At 70.3% G+C, this 18,964-nt stretch carries 16 protein-coding genes; 12 read left to right on the top strand and 4 right to left on the bottom strand.

Annotated elements, in window-relative coordinates:
• From ASG04_RS13020 to ASG04_RS13000, 5 genes are all read left to right on the top strand, one after another.
• The coding region (locus ASG04_RS13020; RefSeq protein ID WP_235515538.1) for a proteasome assembly chaperone family protein at positions 1-715 on the top strand (715 nt) is incomplete at its 5' end.
• Between the two features lie 93 nt (positions 716-808).
• Entirely contained in the window at positions 809-2,134 is a 1,326-nt protein-coding gene (locus ASG04_RS13015) for an MFS transporter (protein WP_056125068.1), read from the top strand.
• 195 nt (positions 2,135-2,329) lie between these two features.
• Positions 2,330-3,613 carry an RNA polymerase sigma factor gene (locus tag ASG04_RS13010; RefSeq protein WP_082518113.1) on the top strand — a complete coding sequence of 428 codons (1,284 nt, stop codon included), beginning with the start codon at positions 2,330-2,332 and terminating at the stop codon, positions 3,611-3,613.
• Positions 3,614-3,620: 7 nt separating this feature from the next.
• The gene (locus tag ASG04_RS13005; protein ID WP_056125065.1) at positions 3,621-4,880 is read left to right on the top strand and encodes a MurT ligase domain-containing protein; all 1,260 of its coding nucleotides are present in this window, start codon (positions 3,621-3,623) and stop codon (positions 4,878-4,880) included.
• Complete coding sequence (locus ASG04_RS13000; protein WP_056125061.1) at positions 4,877-5,650, top strand: hypothetical protein; 774 nt, start codon at positions 4,877-4,879, stop codon at positions 5,648-5,650. The genes ASG04_RS13005 and ASG04_RS13000 overlap by 4 nt, the downstream gene beginning before the upstream one ends.
• 107 nt (positions 5,651-5,757) lie before the next feature.
• Here the strand turns inward: ASG04_RS13000 and ASG04_RS12995 are convergent, their stop codons facing one another.
• The gene (locus ASG04_RS12995) at positions 5,758-5,982 is read right to left on the bottom strand and encodes a hypothetical protein (RefSeq protein ID WP_056125057.1); all 225 of its coding nucleotides are present in this window, start codon (positions 5,980-5,982) and stop codon (positions 5,758-5,760) included.
• Between the two features lie 199 nt (positions 5,983-6,181).
• Here ASG04_RS12995 and ASG04_RS12990 point away from each other — a divergent pair, with 199 nt between their 5' ends.
• Positions 6,182-8,308, top strand: coding sequence for a DNA gyrase/topoisomerase IV subunit B (locus ASG04_RS12990; protein WP_056125052.1), 2,127 nt, complete (start codon positions 6,182-6,184; stop codon positions 8,306-8,308).
• Between the two features lie 147 nt (positions 8,309-8,455).
• Here ASG04_RS12990 and ASG04_RS12985 read toward each other — a convergent pair whose 3' ends face one another.
• Positions 8,456-10,942, bottom strand: a complete 2,487-nt coding sequence (locus ASG04_RS12985) for a DNA topoisomerase (ATP-hydrolyzing) subunit A (RefSeq protein WP_056125047.1) — start codon at positions 10,940-10,942, stop codon at positions 8,456-8,458.
• 44 nt (positions 10,943-10,986) lie between these two features.
• Between ASG04_RS12985 and ASG04_RS12980 the strand changes: the two genes are divergently transcribed.
• Positions 10,987-12,138, top strand: coding sequence for an alkaline phosphatase family protein (locus ASG04_RS12980; RefSeq protein ID WP_056125044.1), 1,152 nt, complete (start codon positions 10,987-10,989; stop codon positions 12,136-12,138).
• A 125-nt stretch (positions 12,139-12,263) separates the two neighbouring features.
• Here the strand turns inward: ASG04_RS12980 and sepH are convergent, their stop codons facing one another.
• Entirely contained in the window at positions 12,264-13,280 is a 1,017-nt protein-coding gene (gene sepH / locus ASG04_RS12975; RefSeq protein ID WP_162241725.1) for a septation protein SepH, read from the bottom strand.
• 259 nt (positions 13,281-13,539) lie between these two features.
• On the opposite strand from sepH, the gene ASG04_RS12970 reads away from it, so the two are divergent.
• Positions 13,540-13,839, top strand: a complete 300-nt coding sequence (locus tag ASG04_RS12970; protein ID WP_031263038.1) for a DUF4193 domain-containing protein — start codon at positions 13,540-13,542, stop codon at positions 13,837-13,839.
• 268 nt (positions 13,840-14,107) lie between these two features.
• On the opposite strand, the gene ASG04_RS12965 is transcribed toward ASG04_RS12970, so the two are convergent.
• Positions 14,108-14,539, bottom strand: a complete 432-nt coding sequence (locus ASG04_RS12965; protein WP_056125038.1) for a DUF3093 domain-containing protein — start codon at positions 14,537-14,539, stop codon at positions 14,108-14,110.
• 65 nt (positions 14,540-14,604) lie between these two features.
• On the opposite strand from ASG04_RS12965, the gene dut reads away from it, so the two are divergent.
• The 4 genes from dut to ASG04_RS12945 form a co-directional block, all read left to right on the top strand.
• Positions 14,605-15,069 carry a dUTP diphosphatase gene (gene dut / locus ASG04_RS12960; RefSeq protein WP_056125035.1) on the top strand — a complete coding sequence of 155 codons (465 nt, stop codon included), beginning with the start codon at positions 14,605-14,607 and terminating at the stop codon, positions 15,067-15,069.
• Between the two features lie 62 nt (positions 15,070-15,131).
• A complete protein-coding gene (locus ASG04_RS12955) occupies positions 15,132-15,788 on the top strand; it encodes a DUF3710 domain-containing protein (RefSeq protein ID WP_082518203.1) in 657 nt (218 codons plus the stop codon).
• Between the two features lie 29 nt (positions 15,789-15,817).
• On the top strand, positions 15,818-16,621 hold the full coding sequence (locus ASG04_RS12950) for a DUF3159 domain-containing protein (RefSeq protein ID WP_056125030.1): 804 nt from the start codon (positions 15,818-15,820) through the stop codon (positions 16,619-16,621).
• 128 nt (positions 16,622-16,749) lie between these two features.
• A partial coding sequence (locus ASG04_RS12945) for an aconitate hydratase (protein WP_414835830.1) occupies positions 16,750-18,964 on the top strand: 2,215 nt, incomplete at its 3' end.

Below are 18,964 nucleotides of genomic sequence, written 5' to 3'. Positions count from 1 at the left end.
GATCACCTTCGACCACGACCACATCAGCGACGTCGAACCGCCGCGCCTCGCCCTGCACCTGGTCCGCGACGAGCTCGGCCAGCCGTTCCTGTTCCTGTCCGGGTACGAGCCCGACTTCCAGTGGAACCGGTTCGTCCGCGCGGTGACCGACCTGGCCGCCCAGCTGCAGGTCGTCGACACCACGTGGGTGCAGTCGATCCCGATGCCGGTGCCGCACACCCGCGCGATCAACATGACCGTCTCCGGCACCCGGGCCGACCTGATCGAGTCGATGAGCGTCTGGAAGCCGCAGACCCAGGCGCCCGCCAACGTCCTGCACCTGGTCGAGCACCGGCTCACGGAGCTCGAGCAGCAGGTGACGGGGCTGGTGCTGCTGGTGCCGCACTACCTGTCCGACACCGAGTACCCCGACGCGGCCGTCGCGGCGCTGTCCGGGATCTCCGCCTCGACCGGACTGATCTTCCCGACGGACGCCCTGCGCGAAGAGGGCCGCGAGTTCCTGTCGCGGGTCGACGAGCAGGTCGCCGGCAACGGCGAGCTGCAGCGGCTCGTCTCGGCGCTCGAGGAACGGCACGACACGTACATGGAGGGCAACGCCGTGTCCTCGCCGCTCACCAACGTCGACGGCGAGGTCCCGACGGCCGACGCGATCGCCGCGGAGCTGGAGCGGTTCCTTGCTGACCGCCGCGTGGACGGCGACGGCTCCGACGACTGAGGTCCGGACGGGAGGCCCTCCACAGGTCGTCCGCTCGGCACGCGTCCTCCACGGGCCGCCTCGGCGGCGGGGCCGCGCCGCTACCCTTGTCGGGTGAACTCCCGCCGTGCCTTCGTCGTCTGGGGCGTCGCGGTGCTCGCCTACGTGCTGGCGGTCGTCCAGCGGTCCTCGCTCGGGGTCTCCGGCGTCGACGCCCAGGACCGCTTCGCGGTGTCGGCGGCCGTGCTGTCCACCCTGGCGGTCGTGCAGATCGCCGTCTACGCCGGACTGCAGATCCCGGTCGGCATCGCACTCGACCGGATCGGACCACGCCGACTCGTGCTGCTCGGCGCGCTGCTGCTGACGGTCGGACAGGTCGTCGTGGCGGTGTCGCCGACGATCGGGCCCGCGATCGTGGGGCGCGTGCTCGTCGGGGCCGGGGACGCGATGACCTTCATCTCGGTGATCCGTCTGCTGCCGATGTGGTTCAGCGGCAGGATCCTGCCGCAGATCTCGCAGTGGACGGGCAACCTCGGGCAGCTCGGACAGGTGGCGTCGGCGTTCCCGTTCGCCCTGCTGCTGCACGCCGCAGGCTGGACCGCCGCCTTCTCGGTCGCCGCTGCGGCCAGCGCGGTCGGGCTGGTGCTCGCGTTCGTCTTCGTCCGGAACGGCCCGGTCCCCGTCCGGACCGACACCATCCCGCTGCCGCTCGACCACACCTGGGCCGCGGCCTTCCACACGTTCGGGCACGCACTCCGTCGTCCGGGCACGCAGCTCGGCTTCTGGTCGCACTACGTCACGCAGTCGTCGGGGACGGTGTTCAGCCTGCTGTGGGGCGTCCCGATGCTGCGCGGGCTCGGGTACTCGTCGACCGAGGCGGCGGGCTTCCTGACCGTCATCGTCGTGGTCGGGTTCGTCGCCGGACCCCTGCTCGGCATCCTGTGTGCACGGTTCCCGCTCCGCCGGTCGAACCTGGTGCTCGGCGTGGTCGTCCTGCTCGGCGCGGTGTGGACCGCGGTGCTGCTCTGGCCGGGCCACCCGCCGACGTGGTTGCTCGTGCTGCTCGTCGTCGCGATGGGCATCGGCGGTCCCGGGTCGCTCATCGGGTTCGACTTCGCGCGCTCGTTCAACCCGATGGGGTCGCTCGGGTCGGCGAACGGCGTCGTGAACGTCGGCGGGTTCCTGGCGGCCTTCGTGATGATGTTCTGCATCGGCACCCTGCTCGACGCGGTGTCCCACGCGACGGGCCAGACGGTCTTCGCGTGGGCGAACTTCCGGATCGCGCTGACCGTGCAGTACGTCGTGGTGGGCTTCGGCGTGGCGATGCTCCTGCACGCTCGACGGCGGACCCGCGCGGTGATGCACGCCCAGGACGGAATACGGGTGGCCCCGCTCTGGGTTGCACTCGTTGCACGCCTGCGGAAGCAGAGCGTGCAATAATGACTCACGGACCCATCGGGTTCCCCGTCAGTGGTGCTCCTTCCAGAGCGCCGGTTTCGCCGGGGGACTTGACATGGGTCCTAGTGCTGCCCGGATGAATAGGACCGGCGACGCGGGGGAGACTGCGGCGCAGGCCCTGGGCAGCGAGGGAAGGCCACGAACCCGTCAACGTGGCATGACGAGAGAGGTGATCGCATGGCTGCCCGGAGCACGACGATCGATCCCACGAAGGACACCACCGACCAGGTGACCGAGGCAGACGCCACGGACACCGAGGCCGCAGCCGCACCGAAGAAGGCAGCGGCCAAGAAGGCCCCCGCCAAGAAGGCGGCTCCGAAGAAGGCCGCGGCCAAGAAGCCCGCGACCAAGAAGGCAGCCGACGACGACGCTGCGGACGACGAGCCCGTCGAGCCCGTCGACGTCGACGCGACGGACGACACCGAGGACGACACCGAGGACAAGCCGCGCACGGCTGCGGTCGAGGCCGCCAACGCCGTCGCGGCCGGCGCGCTGGTCATCTCGCAGTCCGACGACGACGAGGCACCGGTCTACTCGACCACCATCACCGGTGCGACGGCCGACCCGGTCAAGGACTACCTGAAGCAGATCGGCAAGGTCGCACTGCTCAACGCCGAGCAAGAGGTCGAGCTCGCGATGCGCATCGAGGCCGGCCTGTTCGCCGAGGACAAGCTGCAGCACTCGACCGGCCTCTCGAAGCCCGAAGAGCGCGAGCTGCGCTGGGTGGCGCGGGACGGTCAGCGCGCGAAGTCGCACCTGCTCGGCGCGAACCTCCGCCTGGTCGTGTCGCTCGCCAAGCGCTACACCGGCCGCGGCATGCAGTTCCTCGACCTCATCCAAGAGGGCAACCTGGGCCTGATCCGTGCGGTCGAGAAGTTCGACTACACCAAGGGCTTCAAGTTCTCGACCTACGCCACCTGGTGGATCCGCCAGGCGATCACCCGCGCCATGGCCGACCAGGCCCGCACCATCCGCATCCCGGTGCACATGGTCGAGGTCATCAACAAGCTCGCGCGTGTCCAGCGGCAGATGCTGCAGGACCTGGGCCGCGAGCCCACGCCGGAAGAGCTCGCACGCGAACTCGACATGACCCCGGAGAAGGTCGTCGAGGTCCAGAAGTACGGCCGCGAGCCGATCTCGCTCCACACCCCGCTGGGTGAAGACGGCGACTCCGAGTTCGGTGACCTCATCGAGGACACCGAGGCAGTGGTGCCGGCCGACGCGGTGGGCTTCACGATGCTGCAGAAGCAGCTCGAGAGCCTGCTCGACTCCCTGTCGGAGCGCGAGGCGGGCGTCATCCGCATGCGCTTCGGTCTGGGTGACGGCCAGCCGAAGACGCTCGACCAGATCGGTGACACGTTCGGCGTGACGCGTGAGCGCATCCGCCAGATCGAGTCCAAGACGATGGCGAAGCTGCGCCACCCGTCGCGGTCGCAGTCGCTGCGCGACTACCTCGAGTAGGCCGCACGTGCGTTTCTTCATCCCGATCCTGATCGGGCGGGTCCTCCGCGCCCTGGCTCGTGCCCGGGGCGGAGGGTCCGCGTACCCCGGCTTCATCGTGCTGAAGCTCGTGCCGGACTTCCTGCAGCACGTCACGAAGCAGTTCCCGAACGGTGTCGTGTTCGTCCTGGGGTCGAACGGCAAGTCGACGACGACGCACATGATCTCCGACATCGTGCGTGCACACGGCCTGCGGGTGTTCACGAACCCGTCCGGTGCGAACCTGCCGCAGGGCATCGCGTCGGCGCTGCTGTCCGAGGTGTCGCTCGGCGGCAAGCTCAAGGCGGACATCGGCATCCTCGAGGTGGACGAGGCCTTCGCGGTCGAGCTCGCCGGCATCCTGTCGCCCTCGACGGTGACGATGCTCAACGTGCAGGTGGACCAGCTCTACCGCTTCTTCGAGACCGAGCGCGTGGCGACCATGATGCTCGACACCGCCGCGCTGTCGACGGCGAACGTCATCACCAACCACGACGACCAGTTCCTCGACGCCTACGTCGGGGTCGACGGCCAGCGCGTGCTCCGCTTCGGCGCGAGTGCCGACGTCGTCGCCGCCAGCCCGAACGGCCTGCAGAACGCCGACGACTTCGACCGTGCCGACGCCACCGCGACGACGATCGACGCCGAGGTGACCGCGCACACGGGGGACGCCGCCACGATCGCGTTCGCCGGTGCCGACATCGCCGTCCGCCTGCCCGCGCGGGGCCTGCACTACGCGGTCGACGCCGCAGCGGCCACGGCGACGGCCAGCGCCGCGCTCGGCTCGCAGTTCCAGGCGGCCGCCGTCACGCGGGCCTTCTCGACGATGAAGCCCGCCTACGGCCGCGGAGAGCGACTCCCCATCGCGGGCGAGTCCGCCGAGTTCACGATGTTCAAGAACGCCGCGAGCCTGCAGCTCAACCTCGATGCCCTGCCCGACCACCCGGAACAGGTGCTCATGGCGATCGACGAGGGCACGCCGGACATCTCGTGGATCTACGACATCGACTTCTCGAAGCTCGACCACGTCGACGTGGTGTCGGGGGACAAGGCCTGGCAGATCGCGATCGCCCTCGAGCACGCCGGCGTCCGCATCGGCAGGGTCGAGCCCGACGTCGAGGCGGCGATCAAGCACATGCAGCAGCTCGGGTCGACGACGTCCGGCACGAAGAACTTCATCGTCAACTACGAGATCATGATGATCGCCCGCAAGGCGCTGGGCCACCCGGACCTGGAGAAGACCGCATGACGGCCGATCGCCTGACCATCCTGCACGTGTACCCGCGGCAGATGGGGGTGTCGGGGGACCGTGGCAACGTGGTCGCACTGACCCGCCGTGCGGCTGCCGCCGACCTGGCGACCCAGGTGCTCGAGTACGCCCCCGGCGATGCGCTGCCCACCGAGGCCGACGTCGTCGTGGTGGGCAACGGACCGCTCAGCGCGATGCGCTCCCTCGGGCCCGACGTGACCCGCATCGGTGGTCCGCTCCGTGAGTTCGCCGCAGCCGGTGTGCCAGTCGTGGCCGTCGGGGGTGGCTTCGACCTGGCCACGAACCAGGTCGTCCCGACGGACGGCGCGCCCGTCGAGGGGTTCGGCGTGTTCGACGCGCGGGCCGTCCGAGGTGCCGAGCGCCGGGTGAACTACTTCGTGCTCGAGACCCGCTACCCGTTGCTCCCCGGCGCCGACAGGCGGCTGGCCGCGTTCGAGGACCACGCCACGAAGATGGAACTCGGCAGCGGCGTCACGCCGTTCGCCGACGTCGTCTCGGGTGGTGGCAACCAGGCTGGGCAGCCGGTCGAGGGCGCGATCTCGGGCTCCTCGTTCGGCTCCCACGCCCAGGGGCCGCTCCTGCCGCTCAACCCGGCGCTGACCGACGCGGTGCTCGCAGCGGCGGCTGCACGGCTCGGACGCGACTACGCACCCGACGCCGAGCGCACCGCCGACATCGACCGGTACGCGCGCGAAGCGCGGGCCACGGTCGACCGGTACGTCGACAAGGCGTTCAAGCGCATCGCCTGATCGCGACCGCGGACAGACCCGGCCGCAGACAGACAGGAGGCGCGGTGCAAGCTGGCACCGCGCCTCCTGTCTGTGTGTCGGATCGCGATCACTGTGTCGGGTCGCGACTACTTCGACTCGCGGAGTCGGCTGCTCTCGTCGTGCCACTCGATGGCGGTCGCCGCGAGCTTGTCCTTGAACTCGGCGCCGTGGTGGGCGCAGAAGAACAGTTCGCCGCTGGCCATGGTGGCGCGGATGTATGCCTGCGCTCCGCAGCTGTCGCAACGGTCGGCAGCCGTGAGCTGGTTGTTGCCGAGTTCGTCGATGGAGAGGTCCTGCACGGTCTGGGTCATTGCTGTGCTCCTCACGGATCGCAGGGGTGCGGGTGACAACTCGCACTGCTGCGGGTTGGTTGACCCATTCCAACACGTGCAGCCTGAATGCCGCGCATTGTGGCGGGCCATTTCGCTGAGCGCGGATCGATCGTCCCCAGAGCGGGTGTCAGGCGAGTGTCAGCACGGGTCTGTCCCCGCCGCTCGGTACGCTCGGGAGGTGAGCTCCGACTACTCCGCACGTCATCTCTCCGTCCTCGAAGGACTCGAGGCCGTTCGGAAGCGTCCCGGCATGTACATCGGGTCGACCGACTCCCGGGGCCTGATGCACTGCCTGTGGGAGATCATCGACAACTCCGTCGACGAAGCGCTGGCCGGGCACGGTGACGAGATCGGGGTGCGGCTCTTCCCGGACGGCTCCGTCCAGGTCACCGACACGGCGCGCGGCATCCCGGTCGACGTCGAGCCCAAGACGGGTCTGACGGGCGTCGAGGTCGTCTTCACGAAACTGCACGCCGGCGGCAAGTTCGGCTCGGGGTCCTACGCGGCGTCGGGCGGGCTGCACGGCGTGGGCGCTTCGGTCGTCAACGCGCTGTCGGAGCGCCTCGACGTCGAGGTCGACCGTGGCGGCAAGACCTACGCCATGTCGTTCCACCGCGGCGAGCCGGGCATCTTCGACGACGCCGCCGGCATCGGCCCGGACGCCCCGTTCGCGCCGTTCACCTCGGGCAGCGAACTGCGTGTCGTCGGCAAGGTCAAGCGCGGCGTGACCGGGTCGCGGATCCGCTACTGGGCGGACCGGCAGATCTTCACGAAGGACGCCGCCTTCAGCATGGACGACCTGGTGAACCGCGCGCGCCAGACGGCGTTCCTGGTGCCCGGCCTCGGCCTGACCATCACGGACGAGCGTCCCGCGGCCATCCAGGCTGCGGCCGCGCGCGCCGAGGCCACGGGCACCGACGCCGTCGCCGGCCCCGTCGTCGAGCGCTTCCGGTACGAGGGCGGCATCGGCGAGTTCGTCGAGCACCTCGCCCCGGACACCGCGATCACCGACGTCTGGCGCGTGCAGGGCACCGGCACCTTCACCGAGACCGTCCCGATGCTCGACGACAAGGGGCACATGGTGTCCACCGAAGTCGAGCGCTCGTGCGAGGTCGACCTGGCGCTCCGGTGGGGCGGCGGCTACGAGACCGTCTTCCGCAGCTTCGTGAACATCATCGCGACCCCGAAGGGCGGCACCCACCAGGCCGGGTTCGAGAGCGGCCTGATGAAGGCCGTCCGCACCCAGGTCGAGGCCAACGCCCGCAAGCTCAAGGTGGGCCAGGACAAGCTCGACAAGGACGACGTCCTGGCCGGCATGACCGCCGTGCTGACCGTCCGGCTGCCGGAACCGCAGTTCGAGGGCCAGACCAAAGAGGTCCTCGGCACCCCGGCGGTTCGCAAGATCGTCGACCAGGTCGTGTCGAAGCGCATCACCGAGATCCTCACCTCGACGCAGCGCACCGAGAAGGCCCAGGCGGCGATCCTGCTCGAGAAGGTCGTCTCCGAGATGAAGTCCCGCATCTCGGCGCGTGCCCACAAGGAGACCCAGCGACGCAAGAACGCGCTCGAGAACTCCTCGTTGCCGACGAAGCTCGCCGACTGCCGGTCGAACGACGTCGAGGGCACGGAGCTCTTCATCGTCGAGGGTGACTCCGCGCTCGGTACCGCCAAGCTCGCGCGCAACAGCGAGTACCAGGCGCTGCTGCCCATCCGCGGCAAGATCCTCAACGTGCAGAAGGCGTCGGTGTCGGACATGCTCGGCAACGCCGAGTGCGCGTCGATCATCCAGGTCATCGGCGCGGGCTCGGGTCGGACGTTCGAGCTCGACCAGGCCCGGTACGGCAAGGTCATCATCATGTCGGACGCCGACGTCGACGGTGCCCACATCCGCACGCTGCTGCTGACCCTGTTCTTCCGGTACATGCGACCGATGATCGAGCAGGGGCGCGTGTTCGCCGCGGTCCCGCCGCTGCACCGGGTCGTCGTGGTGAACCGGGGCAAGCCGAACGACACGCTGTACACGTACTCCGAACAGGAACTCCAGACGCTGCTCAAGAAGCTCGTGAAGTCGGGCAAGAAGTACCAGGAGCCGATCCAGCGGTACAAGGGCCTCGGCGAGATGGACGCGGACCAGCTGGCGGAGACCACGATGGACCGCACGCACCGCACGCTGCGCCGGGTCAACGTCAGCGATGCCGAGGGGGCCGCGAAGGTCTTCGAACTGCTCATGGGCAACGACGTCGCGCCGCGCAAGGAGTTCATCCTGGCCGGCGAGGGCCTGGACCGCGACCGCATCGACGTCTGACGCGCCGGCCAGCCCTGCCGAGGCGCCACCGCGCTCCCGAGGCGCCGCCGCGATCCCGAGGCGCCGCTGCGATCCCGAGACGCCGCCGGGGACAGCGGCGTCCGGAGCAGAGCGAGGTGTCTGGAGCAGACAGCGACAGCCCGGGCGCTACGCCTCGCCGCGCGTGCCGTCCAGCGCGGCGGCACTCCCGCCGATCGTCGCGACCTCGGCGTCGAGCGGGCTGCCGGACCCGTCGCGCTTCGACATCCAGTCCGGCAGGGTGCGGGCTGCACCATCGGCACCGACGGCGTGGGGCGGCGCGATGCCCGCCCACCCGACCGTCAGGCCGTCCTCGCCCTTGAGGAACGCGTGCGCCCGGACCCCCTGGGTCGCGCGGCCCTTCGCGGGGAACTCAGCGAGGGATGACAGCTTGGCGCGGCCGGTCTCGGTGCCGGGCAGCGCCGACGAGGACGTGGACACGGTGGCGACCACCGCGTCCTCGGACGGGGTGACCGCGCCGAACCAGATCACGGACGCGCCGGACGCCAGCGCGACACCGGCGACACCACCCGCCGGGAGCCCCTGCGGGCGGACGGCGGCCGCACCGAAGCGCAGCAGTTGGGCGTTCGAGGTGACGAACACCAGGTCGTCGCTCTCGGGGGACTGCGCGGCGCCGACGACCCGGTCGCCGGGCTTGAGCCCGATCGCGGGGAACTCGGGCTTGTCCGGCCAGGCCCCGGGGACCACGCGCTTGACGACGCCCTGCGCCGTGCCGATCGCGAGCGAGTGCTCGGTCGCGGCGCCGAGGTCGACGACCGCGACGACCGCTTCGGAGCGGGGGATGCCGAGGTAGTCATTGATGCGCACGCCGGCGTCGAGACGGACCGCCGCCGGAGGGACCGCCGGGACGTCGACGGGGGAGAACCGCACGATGCGTCCGGTGGCCGTCAGCGCGCCGACCTGCCCGCGCACGGTGCTGAGGACCGAGGACAGGACCGCGTCGTGCTTCGAGCGCTTCGGCACCCGGACCACATCGAGTTCGGACGGTGCGACGTCGACGCGGATGATCCGGCCCGTGGTGGAGAGCAGCACACGGCACGGGGCGTCGGCGACCTGCAGGGACTCCGGGTCGACGACGGCCTTCTTGCCGCCGCGCACGGGTGCGTCGGCCTCGGTCAGCAGGGTGCGACGCGGGGTCGCGAACTTGTCCGACACCTCGGTGAGCTCGAGGGCGACCTGCGCGCGCAGGCGCTCGTCGGACGCCAGCAGCTCCTCGAGCGCCGCGATGTCGGCGAGCAGCTGGTCGCGCTCGCCCTCGAGCTCGAGGCGCGAGAACTTGGTCAGGCGGCGGAGTCGCAGTTCGAGGATGTACTCGGCCTGCACTTCGGACAGGTCGAAGACGTCCTGCAGTCGGGTGCGTGCCGCTTCGGAGTCGTCCGAGGACCGGATGACCTCGATGACCTCGTCGATGTCGAGGATCGCGACCAGCAGCCCCTCGACCAGGTGCAGCCGCTCACGACGCCGAGCCAGGCGGTACTCCGACCGCCGCGTGACGACGGAGAGCCGGTGCTGCACGTAGACGTCGAGCAGCTCGCGCAGCCCCAGGGTCCGGGGCGACCCGCCGACCAGGGCGACGTTGTTGATGCCGAAGCCCTCTTCGAGGGGCGTGTGCTTGTAGAGCTGCTCGAGCACGGCGGTGGCGTTGAAGCCGGACTTGATGCCGATGACCAGCCGGAGCCCGTGGTTGCGGTCGGTCAGGTCGTTGACGTCGGAGATCCCGACGAGCTTCTTGGCCTGGACGCCGTCCTTGATCTTCTCGATGACCCGCTCGGGCCCGACCAGGTACGGCAGCTCGGTGACGACCAGACCGGTCTTGCGGGGGGTGAGGTTCTCCACCGCGACCTTGGCCCGCGTGCGGAACGTCCCGCGACCCGTGGCGTAGGCGTCCCGCACACCCGACAGTCCGACGATCGTGCCGCCCGAGGGCAGGTCGGGGCCCGGCACGTACTCCATCAGTTCCTCGAGCGAGGCTTGCGGGTTCATGAGCAGGTGCTTGGCTGCCTCGACCACCTCGCCGAGGTTGTGCGGCGCCATGTTCGTCGCCATGCCGACCGCGATGCCCGAGGCGCCGTTGACGAGCAGGTTCGGGAACGCGGCGGGCAGCACGCCGGGCTGCATGATCTGGTTGTCGTAGTTCGGGACGAAGTCGACGACGTCTTCGCCGAGGCCCTCGGTCATCGCCATCGACGGTTCGGCCAGACGCGCCTCGGTGTACCGCGCGGCGGCGGGCCCGTCGTCGAGCGAGCCGAAGTTGCCGTGCCCGTCGATGAGCGGCACACGCATGGTGAACGGCTGGGCCAGGCGGACCAGGGCGTCGTAGATCGCGCCGTCGCCGTGCGGGTGCAGCTTGCCCATGACCTCGCCGGTGACGCGGGCGCTCTTGACGTGACCCCGGTCGGGGCGCAGGCCCATCTCGGCCATCTGGTACAGGATGCGCCGCTGCACGGGCTTCAGGCCGTCACGGGCGTCGGGGAGCGCCCGCGAGTAGATGACGGAGTACGCGTACTCGAGGAAGGAGCCCTGCATCTCCTCGGAGACGTCGACGTCCTCGATGCGCTCACCGTCGGGGAGGCCGACTGCGTCCGTGCGTGCCATGGCACCTTCCTGCAACCCCAGTGTGATCTGGGAGACTCATGGGGATGGCAACCAGCGTACCGACGACACCCGACGACACCGCGAACCTCGCCGACGTCCTCCCGAGTTGCCTCGTCGCGCTCGGCGCCGCGGACGACACGTGGTTGCGCACCAACGGCCTGGAGGCCCGGATCGCCCTCCGCCCCGCCCGTTCCGCGATCGTCGTGCTGGTCGACGGCCTGGGGGCCAACGCGCTGAGCGCGCGCTCCGGACACGCCCGGTTCCTCGCCGCCACCAAGCGGCGGCTGCGGAGCGGCTTCCCGACGACGACCGCGGCGGCACTGTCGACGCTCACGACCGGTCGGTCGCCCGGCACCCACGGGGTCGTCGGCTACAGCGGCTGGAACCCGGACACCGGCACGGTGATGAACCTGCTCAGCGGGTGGGACGACGAGGTCCCGGCCGGGTGGCTGCGCTCGACCACGCTGTTCACGGCGGCGGCGACGCTCGGGGTCGACCCCGTCGTGGTCGGGCCGGCGCGGTACCGCTCGTCGGGGATGACGGCGAACGTGCTCGGCGGCGCCCGGTACGTCGGGGCGGACTCGATCCCCGAGCGGGTCGACGCCGCGATCGCCGAGACCGTGGGCGGCCGCAGCCTGGTCTACCTCTACGTGCCGGAACTCGACTCGATCGGGCACAAGCACGGGTGGCAGTCCGACCGGTGGACCGCGGCCCTCGAACTGCTCGACGGCGAACTCGCCCGGCTCGACGCACGCGTCACACCGGACGTCGGGGTCCTCGTCACGGCGGACCACGGCGTGCTCGACGTGCCGGACGACGCGAACGTCGCGATGGACCCGGAGCTGCTCGTCGACGTGGTCGGCGTCGCGGGCGACCCGCGCTGCCGACAGCTGACGGTGGCGCCGGGTACCGACGTGCCCGCGCTCGTCGACGCCTGGCGTGCCTCGGTCGGCAAGCGGGCGATCGTGGCGAGCCGCGACGAGGCCGTGTCCGCCGGGTGGTTCGGTGCGGTGACCGACGACGTGCTGCCGCGGATCGGGGACGTCCTGGTCGTGGCGCGGGGGTCGTGGGCGTTCAACGACGACCGGCAGCTCGACCCGCGCAAGGACCCGAAGCGGATGATCGGCCAGCACGGCGCGCTGACGGACGACGAGGTCGGCGTGCCCCTGCGCCTGGCCGGCGCCTTCGCCACCTGACCCGGGGGTGGAACGCGACCGCCCCGGTCACGCGTCATGCGCGACCGGGGCGGGGCGGGCCTCCAGTGTGTCTGGCTCAGGCCATGTCGTCGCCTTGTGGCGGCGCGCGCGGGTGCGGGTGTGCGTCAGGCCATGTCGTCGTCGGGGCGCGTGCCGAACACGATCTCGTCCCAGCTCGGCATCGAGCGGCGCGAGCGCTTCTTGCGCTCCTGACGCGCCTCGGCGTCCGGCGCGGACGACGGGCGTGCGTCCGGCTGCGGCCCGGTGTCCGCGGTGTCCTCGAAGCCCTGCAGGGGGATGTCGACGACGCTCACCGCGCTGCGCGACTCGTCCTGGGGCTGCTCGGCGAAGGCGACCGACTCGCGCTCACCGCGGCGACGGCGGAGGGCCTCGAGCAGGTCAGCGGTCTCGTTGCCGGGGGCGCGCTCCTCGATCTGGGCGGAGCCGATGCGGGGGAGCGGCGGACGGAGCGGCGCACGCTCGGCGACGTCGGGGTTGGTGACGTCCTCGTCGGGCTCGTCGACGCGGAAGGCGCCGGAGTCGAAGCGGGTGCCGTCGGTGTCCTGCTGGGTCGGTTCGACGGCGCGCAACCGGGGCGCGATGCCGTCGTCCTCGGTGTGGGACAGGCGGTGGGCGTCGCCGTTCTCGGGCGTGAGCGTCGACGTCTTCGGGTCGAAACGCCACTGGGCGTCGTGCTCGACCTCGGTGGCGGTGTAGCGGACCTGGACGGTCCAGCCGTTCTCCACGTGCTTCCAGCTCGACCAGTCGACGGACGATGCCTCGCCCGCCTCGAGCCGGGTGGTGATCGCCTCCCCGAACGTGTCGGGTGCCGCGTCGTCGGTGGGTGTGACGGACACACGGCGTGCGGCGTCGAGGATGAAGGCGCGCTCGGCGAGCACGGGGCCCTCGAAGCGCCGGACGTACTCGACGTCGACGTCGAGGGCTGCTGCGACGTCGGCCGCGTCGGCACCGCCACGGATCCGTGCCTGGACGTCCTTCGGGGACACGCGCTTCTGCGGTGTGCCCTCGGGGTTCGCCTGCCGGACCTGTCCCGGCAGTGCCGAGGTGACGGGCAAGCGGAACTCGCTGCCGCCGTCGGTCGCGAGCAGGAGTGCCCCGGATTCCACTCCGATGACTCTCACGTCTTGCATGGTTCCGCCTTCCGAGCGTCACGTGGTCGTGCGTCGTACCCGGGAAGTATGCAGCGCGCGAGGGCCGATCCCGGGGAGGCGCACGGGCGTGCCGCGCACGTTTCAGGGACTGCGGGAATGGACCGCACCACCGGCCGGTTGCACGCCCAGACGAGCCACTCGACGCTCAGTTTGCATCGGGGTGGCGCGTGTTGCATACTGTCGCCGCCGATCTCCGGCGACGACCTCTCGATACGAGAAATGGATGGGCATGGCCACCGATTACGACGCCCCCCGGAAGACCGACGACAACTCTGATTCTGAGTCGATCGAGGCCCTCAAGGAGCGCGTGCCCGACAAGATGTCGGGGGTCGTCGACGACGACTCAGACAACCCCGGCAGCTTCGAGCTCGCCGGACAGGACCTCAGCGACGTCGACCTCGACGTCGTGGTGCTCCCCCCGCAGGTCGACGAGTTCACCTGTGTCGAGTGCTTCCTCGTGAAGCACCGCTCACAGCTCGACCACGAGTCGAAGCTCGGCCCGGTCTGCGCGGAGTGCGCAGCGCTCTAGGGCACGCACGGAATCACGAACGGGAGGCGCCCTGCCAGCTGGCAGGGCGCCTCCCGTTCGTGTCGTGGCGCGGTGGCGGGCTGGCGCGGCGACGCAACTGGCGCGGGGGCAAGACTCGCCGCTCAGTTCCGGTGAGGTCTCACGATCGACCGGTTCTGGGCGTCGAGATGCCAGAATTCTGGGATCTCGACGGATCACGACGACCCGACCGGCCGACCCGACCCGACCCCTCGACCCGACCGGTCGACCCGACCGATCGGGCTGTCCGTCAGGACTGCAGCGCCTGCACGACCTTGTCGGGCCGCCGCACACTGACCAACCAGTACGGCGTCGGGTCGGCCTCGTCGCTGACCTCGACGCGCACGACCCCCTGGACGTACCCGCGGAAGAGCGTCCACGCGCGGGCGTCGAGCTTCGGCCCGCGCTGGGTCGTCGCCTCTGCGCCGCCGAACGCCGCGACGTCCCCGACGAGTCCGCGCGGCAGGTGCGCCCGACCCGCGCGGAACTCGGTGTCCGTCACCTCGACCACGGGCGCGAGCACCCACAGCAGCACGAGCACGGCGACCTCCATCAGCACCGCGACGATGATCCCCGTCACGATGCTGATCGGCAGGAACACGAGCAGGCTCGCGGGGATGACGAGCGCCGTCGCCAGGTACAGGCTCGGCGGCGCCCAGAGGCGTTCGCGGTACAGGGTCACGAGACCATTCGACCACGACTCGGCTGAGGTCACGGAACGATCACGGTCTGCACTACCCTCGACACGTGACCGAACCAGTCGACGTGCTCTGGACCGGGGAGAACCCTCCCGGCTACGCCCACCCCGGGGACGCCGGTGCGGACCTCGTCTCCACCGAGGCCTTCGAGCTCGCGCCGGGCGAGCGCCGCCTGGTCGGGACCGGAGTGTCGATCGCGCTGCCCGAGGGGCACGCCGCGTTCGTCGTCCCGCGCAGCGGACTCGCCGCCAAGCACGGCATCACGATCGTCAACGCGCCCGGCACCGTCGACAGCGGCTACCGCGGCGAGGTCAAGGTCGCGCTGCTGAACACCGACGCGACCACCCCCTACGCGGTGCAGGTCGGTGACCGGATCGCGCAGATGATCGTCATGCCGGTGGCCCAGGCGGTCTTCACCCGGGTCGACACCCTGCCGGACAGCGTCCGTGGTCGGGGCGGGTTCGGCTCGTCGGGCTACGGTGTCACGAACGAGCAGGAAGGAACGCAGCGATGAGGATCGGGCGACGCAAGCGTGACGAGGTCGAGGTGGCCGAGCAGGTCACCGGCGACGTCGAGATGGCGGAGACCTCTCCCGAGGTCGACATCGCGGACCAGGCCGACGCCGGCCTCGACGAGGTCGTGGCAGTGGCGCCCACGGGCAAGTCCGCGCCGGCCGACCGCGAGGAAGTGGGCCCGCTCGACGAGACCGAGGCCAACCCGGTCCGTCCCTACGTCGACCTGGGTGGCGTCAAGATCCTGCCGCGCGAGGGGCTGCACCTGCGCCTCGAGGTCGAGGAGGGTTCGCAGCGCGTCGTCGCGGTCGGGCTCGACTACGACGAGTCCACGCTGCAGGTCCAGCCGTTCGCCGCACCGCGTTCCACGGGCCTGTGGCACGAGATCCGCGCGCAGATCGCCGAGCAGATCGAGCGGCAGGGCGGCTCCGTGACCGAGGTCGACGGGCCGTTCGGACCCGAGCTCCGTGCTTCCGTCCCCGTCATGGTCGACGGTGACGGCGGTGTCGCCGGCGAACGTCCGGCGCGTTTCATCGGCGTCGACGGACCGCGCTGGTTCCTGCGCGGTGTCATCGCCGGCAAGGCCGCCGAGCAGCCGGACGACGCCGACGAGATCGAAGAGCTCTTCCGCAGCGTCGTCGTGGTGCGCGGCGGCACGCCGATGCCGCCCCGCGACCTGATCCCGCTGCACATGCCGAAGTCGACGCAGTCGGCCATCTGACCCGCTCGACGACACCTCCTGGAGGCCCGGTGCCGGACCGTCCCGACCCTGCTGACCCCGAGACGGGCGCGTCCCACGGCGCGCCCGGCACGTCGGATCCGCTCCGCGACGAGCGCGAGGCACCCGTCTCCCTGAACGCGCAGCTGCGCGACGCCGCCCGCAAGGCCGGCATCGGCCAGGTGGCTCCGGGCGAGGCCCCGACGGGTCAGGCCCTGGTGACGGCGATCGGCGGCGCGCGCGGCATCGCCGAGTCGGTGCTGCCCGGGTTCGCCTTCCTGGTGGTCTACGCGGTCACGAAGGAGCTCGTCCCGAGCGTGCTGATCCCGGTCGCCGTCGGGTTCGTGTTCGTGGTCGTCCGACTCGTGCAGCGGCAGTCGCTGGCGATGTCCTTCGCCGGGATCCTCGGCGTCGCGATCTCGGCGGGGCTCGCGCTCATCACGGGCAAGGCCGAGAGCAACTTCATCCCGGGCATCCTCATCAACGTCGCGTGTCTGGTCGGACTGCTGGTGTCGCTCGCGGTGCGCCGACCGTTGATCGGCGTCATCGTCGGGTTCCTGCTGCCGCCGAACGCCGACGGCAGCCACCAGGACTGGCGTGCGGACCGGGCGAAGCGGCGCGTGCTGACCGTCGCCACGTGGATGTGGGTCGGTCTGTTCGCGGTCCGCCTGGTCATCGAGATCCCGCTGTACCTGACCGCGCAGGTCGAACTGCTCGCCGGCATCAAGCTCATCACCGGGGTGCCGCTGTACGCCGCCCTGCTCTGGGTGACGTGGCTGCTCGTCCGCACCGTGTTCCACCGCGAGGAGACCGCCGACGACGCTGCCGCGGTGTAGAGTTCTCTCGACATCAAGACAGTTTCCCCGGGCGGTCCACCGGTCGCGGGATTAGGTTTGCCTTGCTGGTGGGACGCTCCGCGGCCCGCTTGGATGGGGGCTCACCGACGAACTCAGGAGGCGGCACAGTGGCTGCAGTCAACAGCTTCGGCTCGAAGGACACGTTGTCGGTCGGGGGTGTCGACTACGCGATCCACCGGATCGACGCCGTCCCCGGCCACGAGAAGCTCCCGTACAGCCTCAAGGTGCTGCTCGAGAACCTCCTGCGCACCGAGGACGGCAAGAACGTCACGGCCGACCAGATCCGCTCGCTCGGCTCCTGGCGCCCCGAGGCCGACCCGGACACCGAGATCCAGTTCTCGCCGGCGCGCGTCGTGATGCAGGACTTCACCGGCGTGCCGTGCATCGTCGACCTCGCCACGATGCGCGAGGCCATGGCTGACATCGGCGGCGACCCGAACAAGATCAACCCGCTGTCCCCGGCCGAGATGGTCATCGACCACTCCGTCATCGCCGACCTGTTCGGCAGCACGGACGCCCTGCAGCGCAACACCGACCTCGAGTACGAGCGCAACGGGGAGCGCTACCAGTTCCTCCGCTGGGGCCAGACCGCGTTCGAGGACTTCAAGGTCGTCCCGCCGGGCACCGGCATCGTCCACCAGGTCAACATCGAGTACCTGGCGAAGGTCACCTACACGCGCGACTTCGACGGCGAGACCTACGCCTACCCGGACACCCTGGTCGGCACCGACTCCCACACCACGATGGTGAACGGCCTCGGCGTGCTCGGTTGGGGCGTCGGCGGCATCGAGGCCGAGGCAGCGATGCTCGGTCAGCCGGTGTCGATGCTGATCCCGAAGGTCGTCGGCTTCAAGCTCTCCGGCGAGATCCCCGCCGGTGTGACGGCGACCGACGTGGTGCTCACCATCACGCAGGAACTCCGCAAGCACGGTGTCGTCGGCAAGTTCGTCGAGTTCTACGGCGAGGGCGTCAGTGCCGTGCCGCTGGCGAACCGCGCCACCATCGGCAACATGTCCCCGGAGTTCGGCTCCACCGCCGCGATCTTCCCGGTCGACGACGTCACGCTGGACTACCTGCGCCTGACCGGTCGCGACGAGTCCCAGATCGCCCTGGTCGAGGCGTACGCCAAGACCCAGGGGCTGTGGCACGACGCCTCGGTCGAGCCGAACTACTCCGAGTACATGGAACTCGACCTGTCCACGGTCGTGCCCTCCATCTCCGGCCCGAAGCGTCCGCAGGACCGCATCGAGCTGTCGCGGGCGAAGGACCAGTTCGAGGTCGACCTCGCGAACTACGCCAGCATCGACCACACCGAAGAGGACAAGGCCGTCGCGGACACGTTCCCGGCGTCCGACCCGGTTGCCGCTGCTCCCGGCGACGAGCACGCGGTCGAGGACACCGACTCCGCGCAGCCCTCCGAGGTCCCTGCGCACGCGTCCAGCGCTCCGACGACGGCCTCCAAGCCGACGTCGGTCGCGATCGCCGACGGCGCGCCGTTCACGATCGACCACGGCGCCGTCGCGATCGCCGCGATCACCTCGTGCACGAACACCTCGAACCCGTCGGTCATGATGGCCGCCGGCATCCTCGCGCGGAACGCCGCCCAGAAGGGCCTCACGGCCAAGCCGTGGGTCAAGACCACCCTCGCGCCGGGTTCCAAGGTCGTCACGGACTACTACGAGAAGGCCGGACTGACCAGCTACCTCGAGGACCTCGGCTTCTACACGGTCGGCTACGGCTGCACCACCTGCATCGGCAACTCGGGCCCGCTGCCCGAGGAGATCTCGCAGGCGGTCCAGGACAACGACCTCGCCGTCACCGCGGTGCTGTCGGGCAACCGCAACTTCGAGGGGCGCATCAACCCCGACGTCAAGATGAACTACCTGGCGTCGCCGCCGCTGGTCATCGCCTACGCCCTGGCCGGGTCGATGCACTTCGACTTCGACAAGGACGCCCTGGGGCAGGACAAGGACGGCAACGACGTCTACCTCGCCGACATCTGGCCCGACGCGGCCGAGGTGCAGCAGGTCATCGACACCTCGATCGACACCGAGATGTTCACCCACGAGTACGGCTCCGTGTTCGAGGGTGACGACCGCTGGAAGAACCTGCCGACCCCGACCGGTGACACGTTCGAGTGGGACACCGAGTCGACCTACGTCCGGAAGCCCCCGTACTTCGACGGCATGACCATGACGCCGGACGCCGTCTCGGACATCTCCGGCGCCCGCGTGCTCGCGAAGCTCGGCGACTCGGTCACGACCGACCACATCTCGCCGGCCGGCTCGATCAAGGCCGACAGCCCGGCGGGCAAGTACCTCG

The sequence above is a fragment of the Curtobacterium sp. Leaf183 genome, from assembly GCF_001424385.1.
Classification (GTDB): Bacteria; Actinomycetota; Actinomycetes; order Actinomycetales; family Microbacteriaceae; genus Curtobacterium.
This window is presented reverse-complemented; position numbering and strand designations above follow the sequence as displayed.

What these genes read in the sequence shown, in the direction of transcription:
- ASG04_RS12955 (WP_082518203.1), top strand. Translation starts at nt 15,132, where the DNA reads ATGGCGGAGACCTCTCCCGAGGTCGACATCGCGGACCAGGCCGACGCC.
- ASG04_RS13000 (WP_056125061.1), top strand. Translation starts at nt 4,877, where the DNA reads ATGACGGCCGATCGCCTGACCATCCTGCACGTGTACCCGCGGCAGATG.
- ASG04_RS12985 (WP_056125047.1), bottom strand. Translation starts at nt 10,942, where the DNA reads ATGGCACGCACGGACGCAGTCGGCCTCCCCGACGGTGAGCGCATCGAG.
- ASG04_RS12970 (WP_031263038.1), top strand. Translation starts at nt 13,540, where the DNA reads ATGGCCACCGATTACGACGCCCCCCGGAAGACCGACGACAACTCTGAT.
- ASG04_RS12995 (WP_056125057.1), bottom strand. Translation starts at nt 5,982, where the DNA reads ATGACCCAGACCGTGCAGGACCTCTCCATCGACGAACTCGGCAACAAC.
- ASG04_RS12980 (WP_056125044.1), top strand. Translation starts at nt 10,987, where the DNA reads ATGGCAACCAGCGTACCGACGACACCCGACGACACCGCGAACCTCGCC.
- ASG04_RS13010 (WP_082518113.1), top strand. Translation starts at nt 2,330, where the DNA reads ATGGCTGCCCGGAGCACGACGATCGATCCCACGAAGGACACCACCGAC.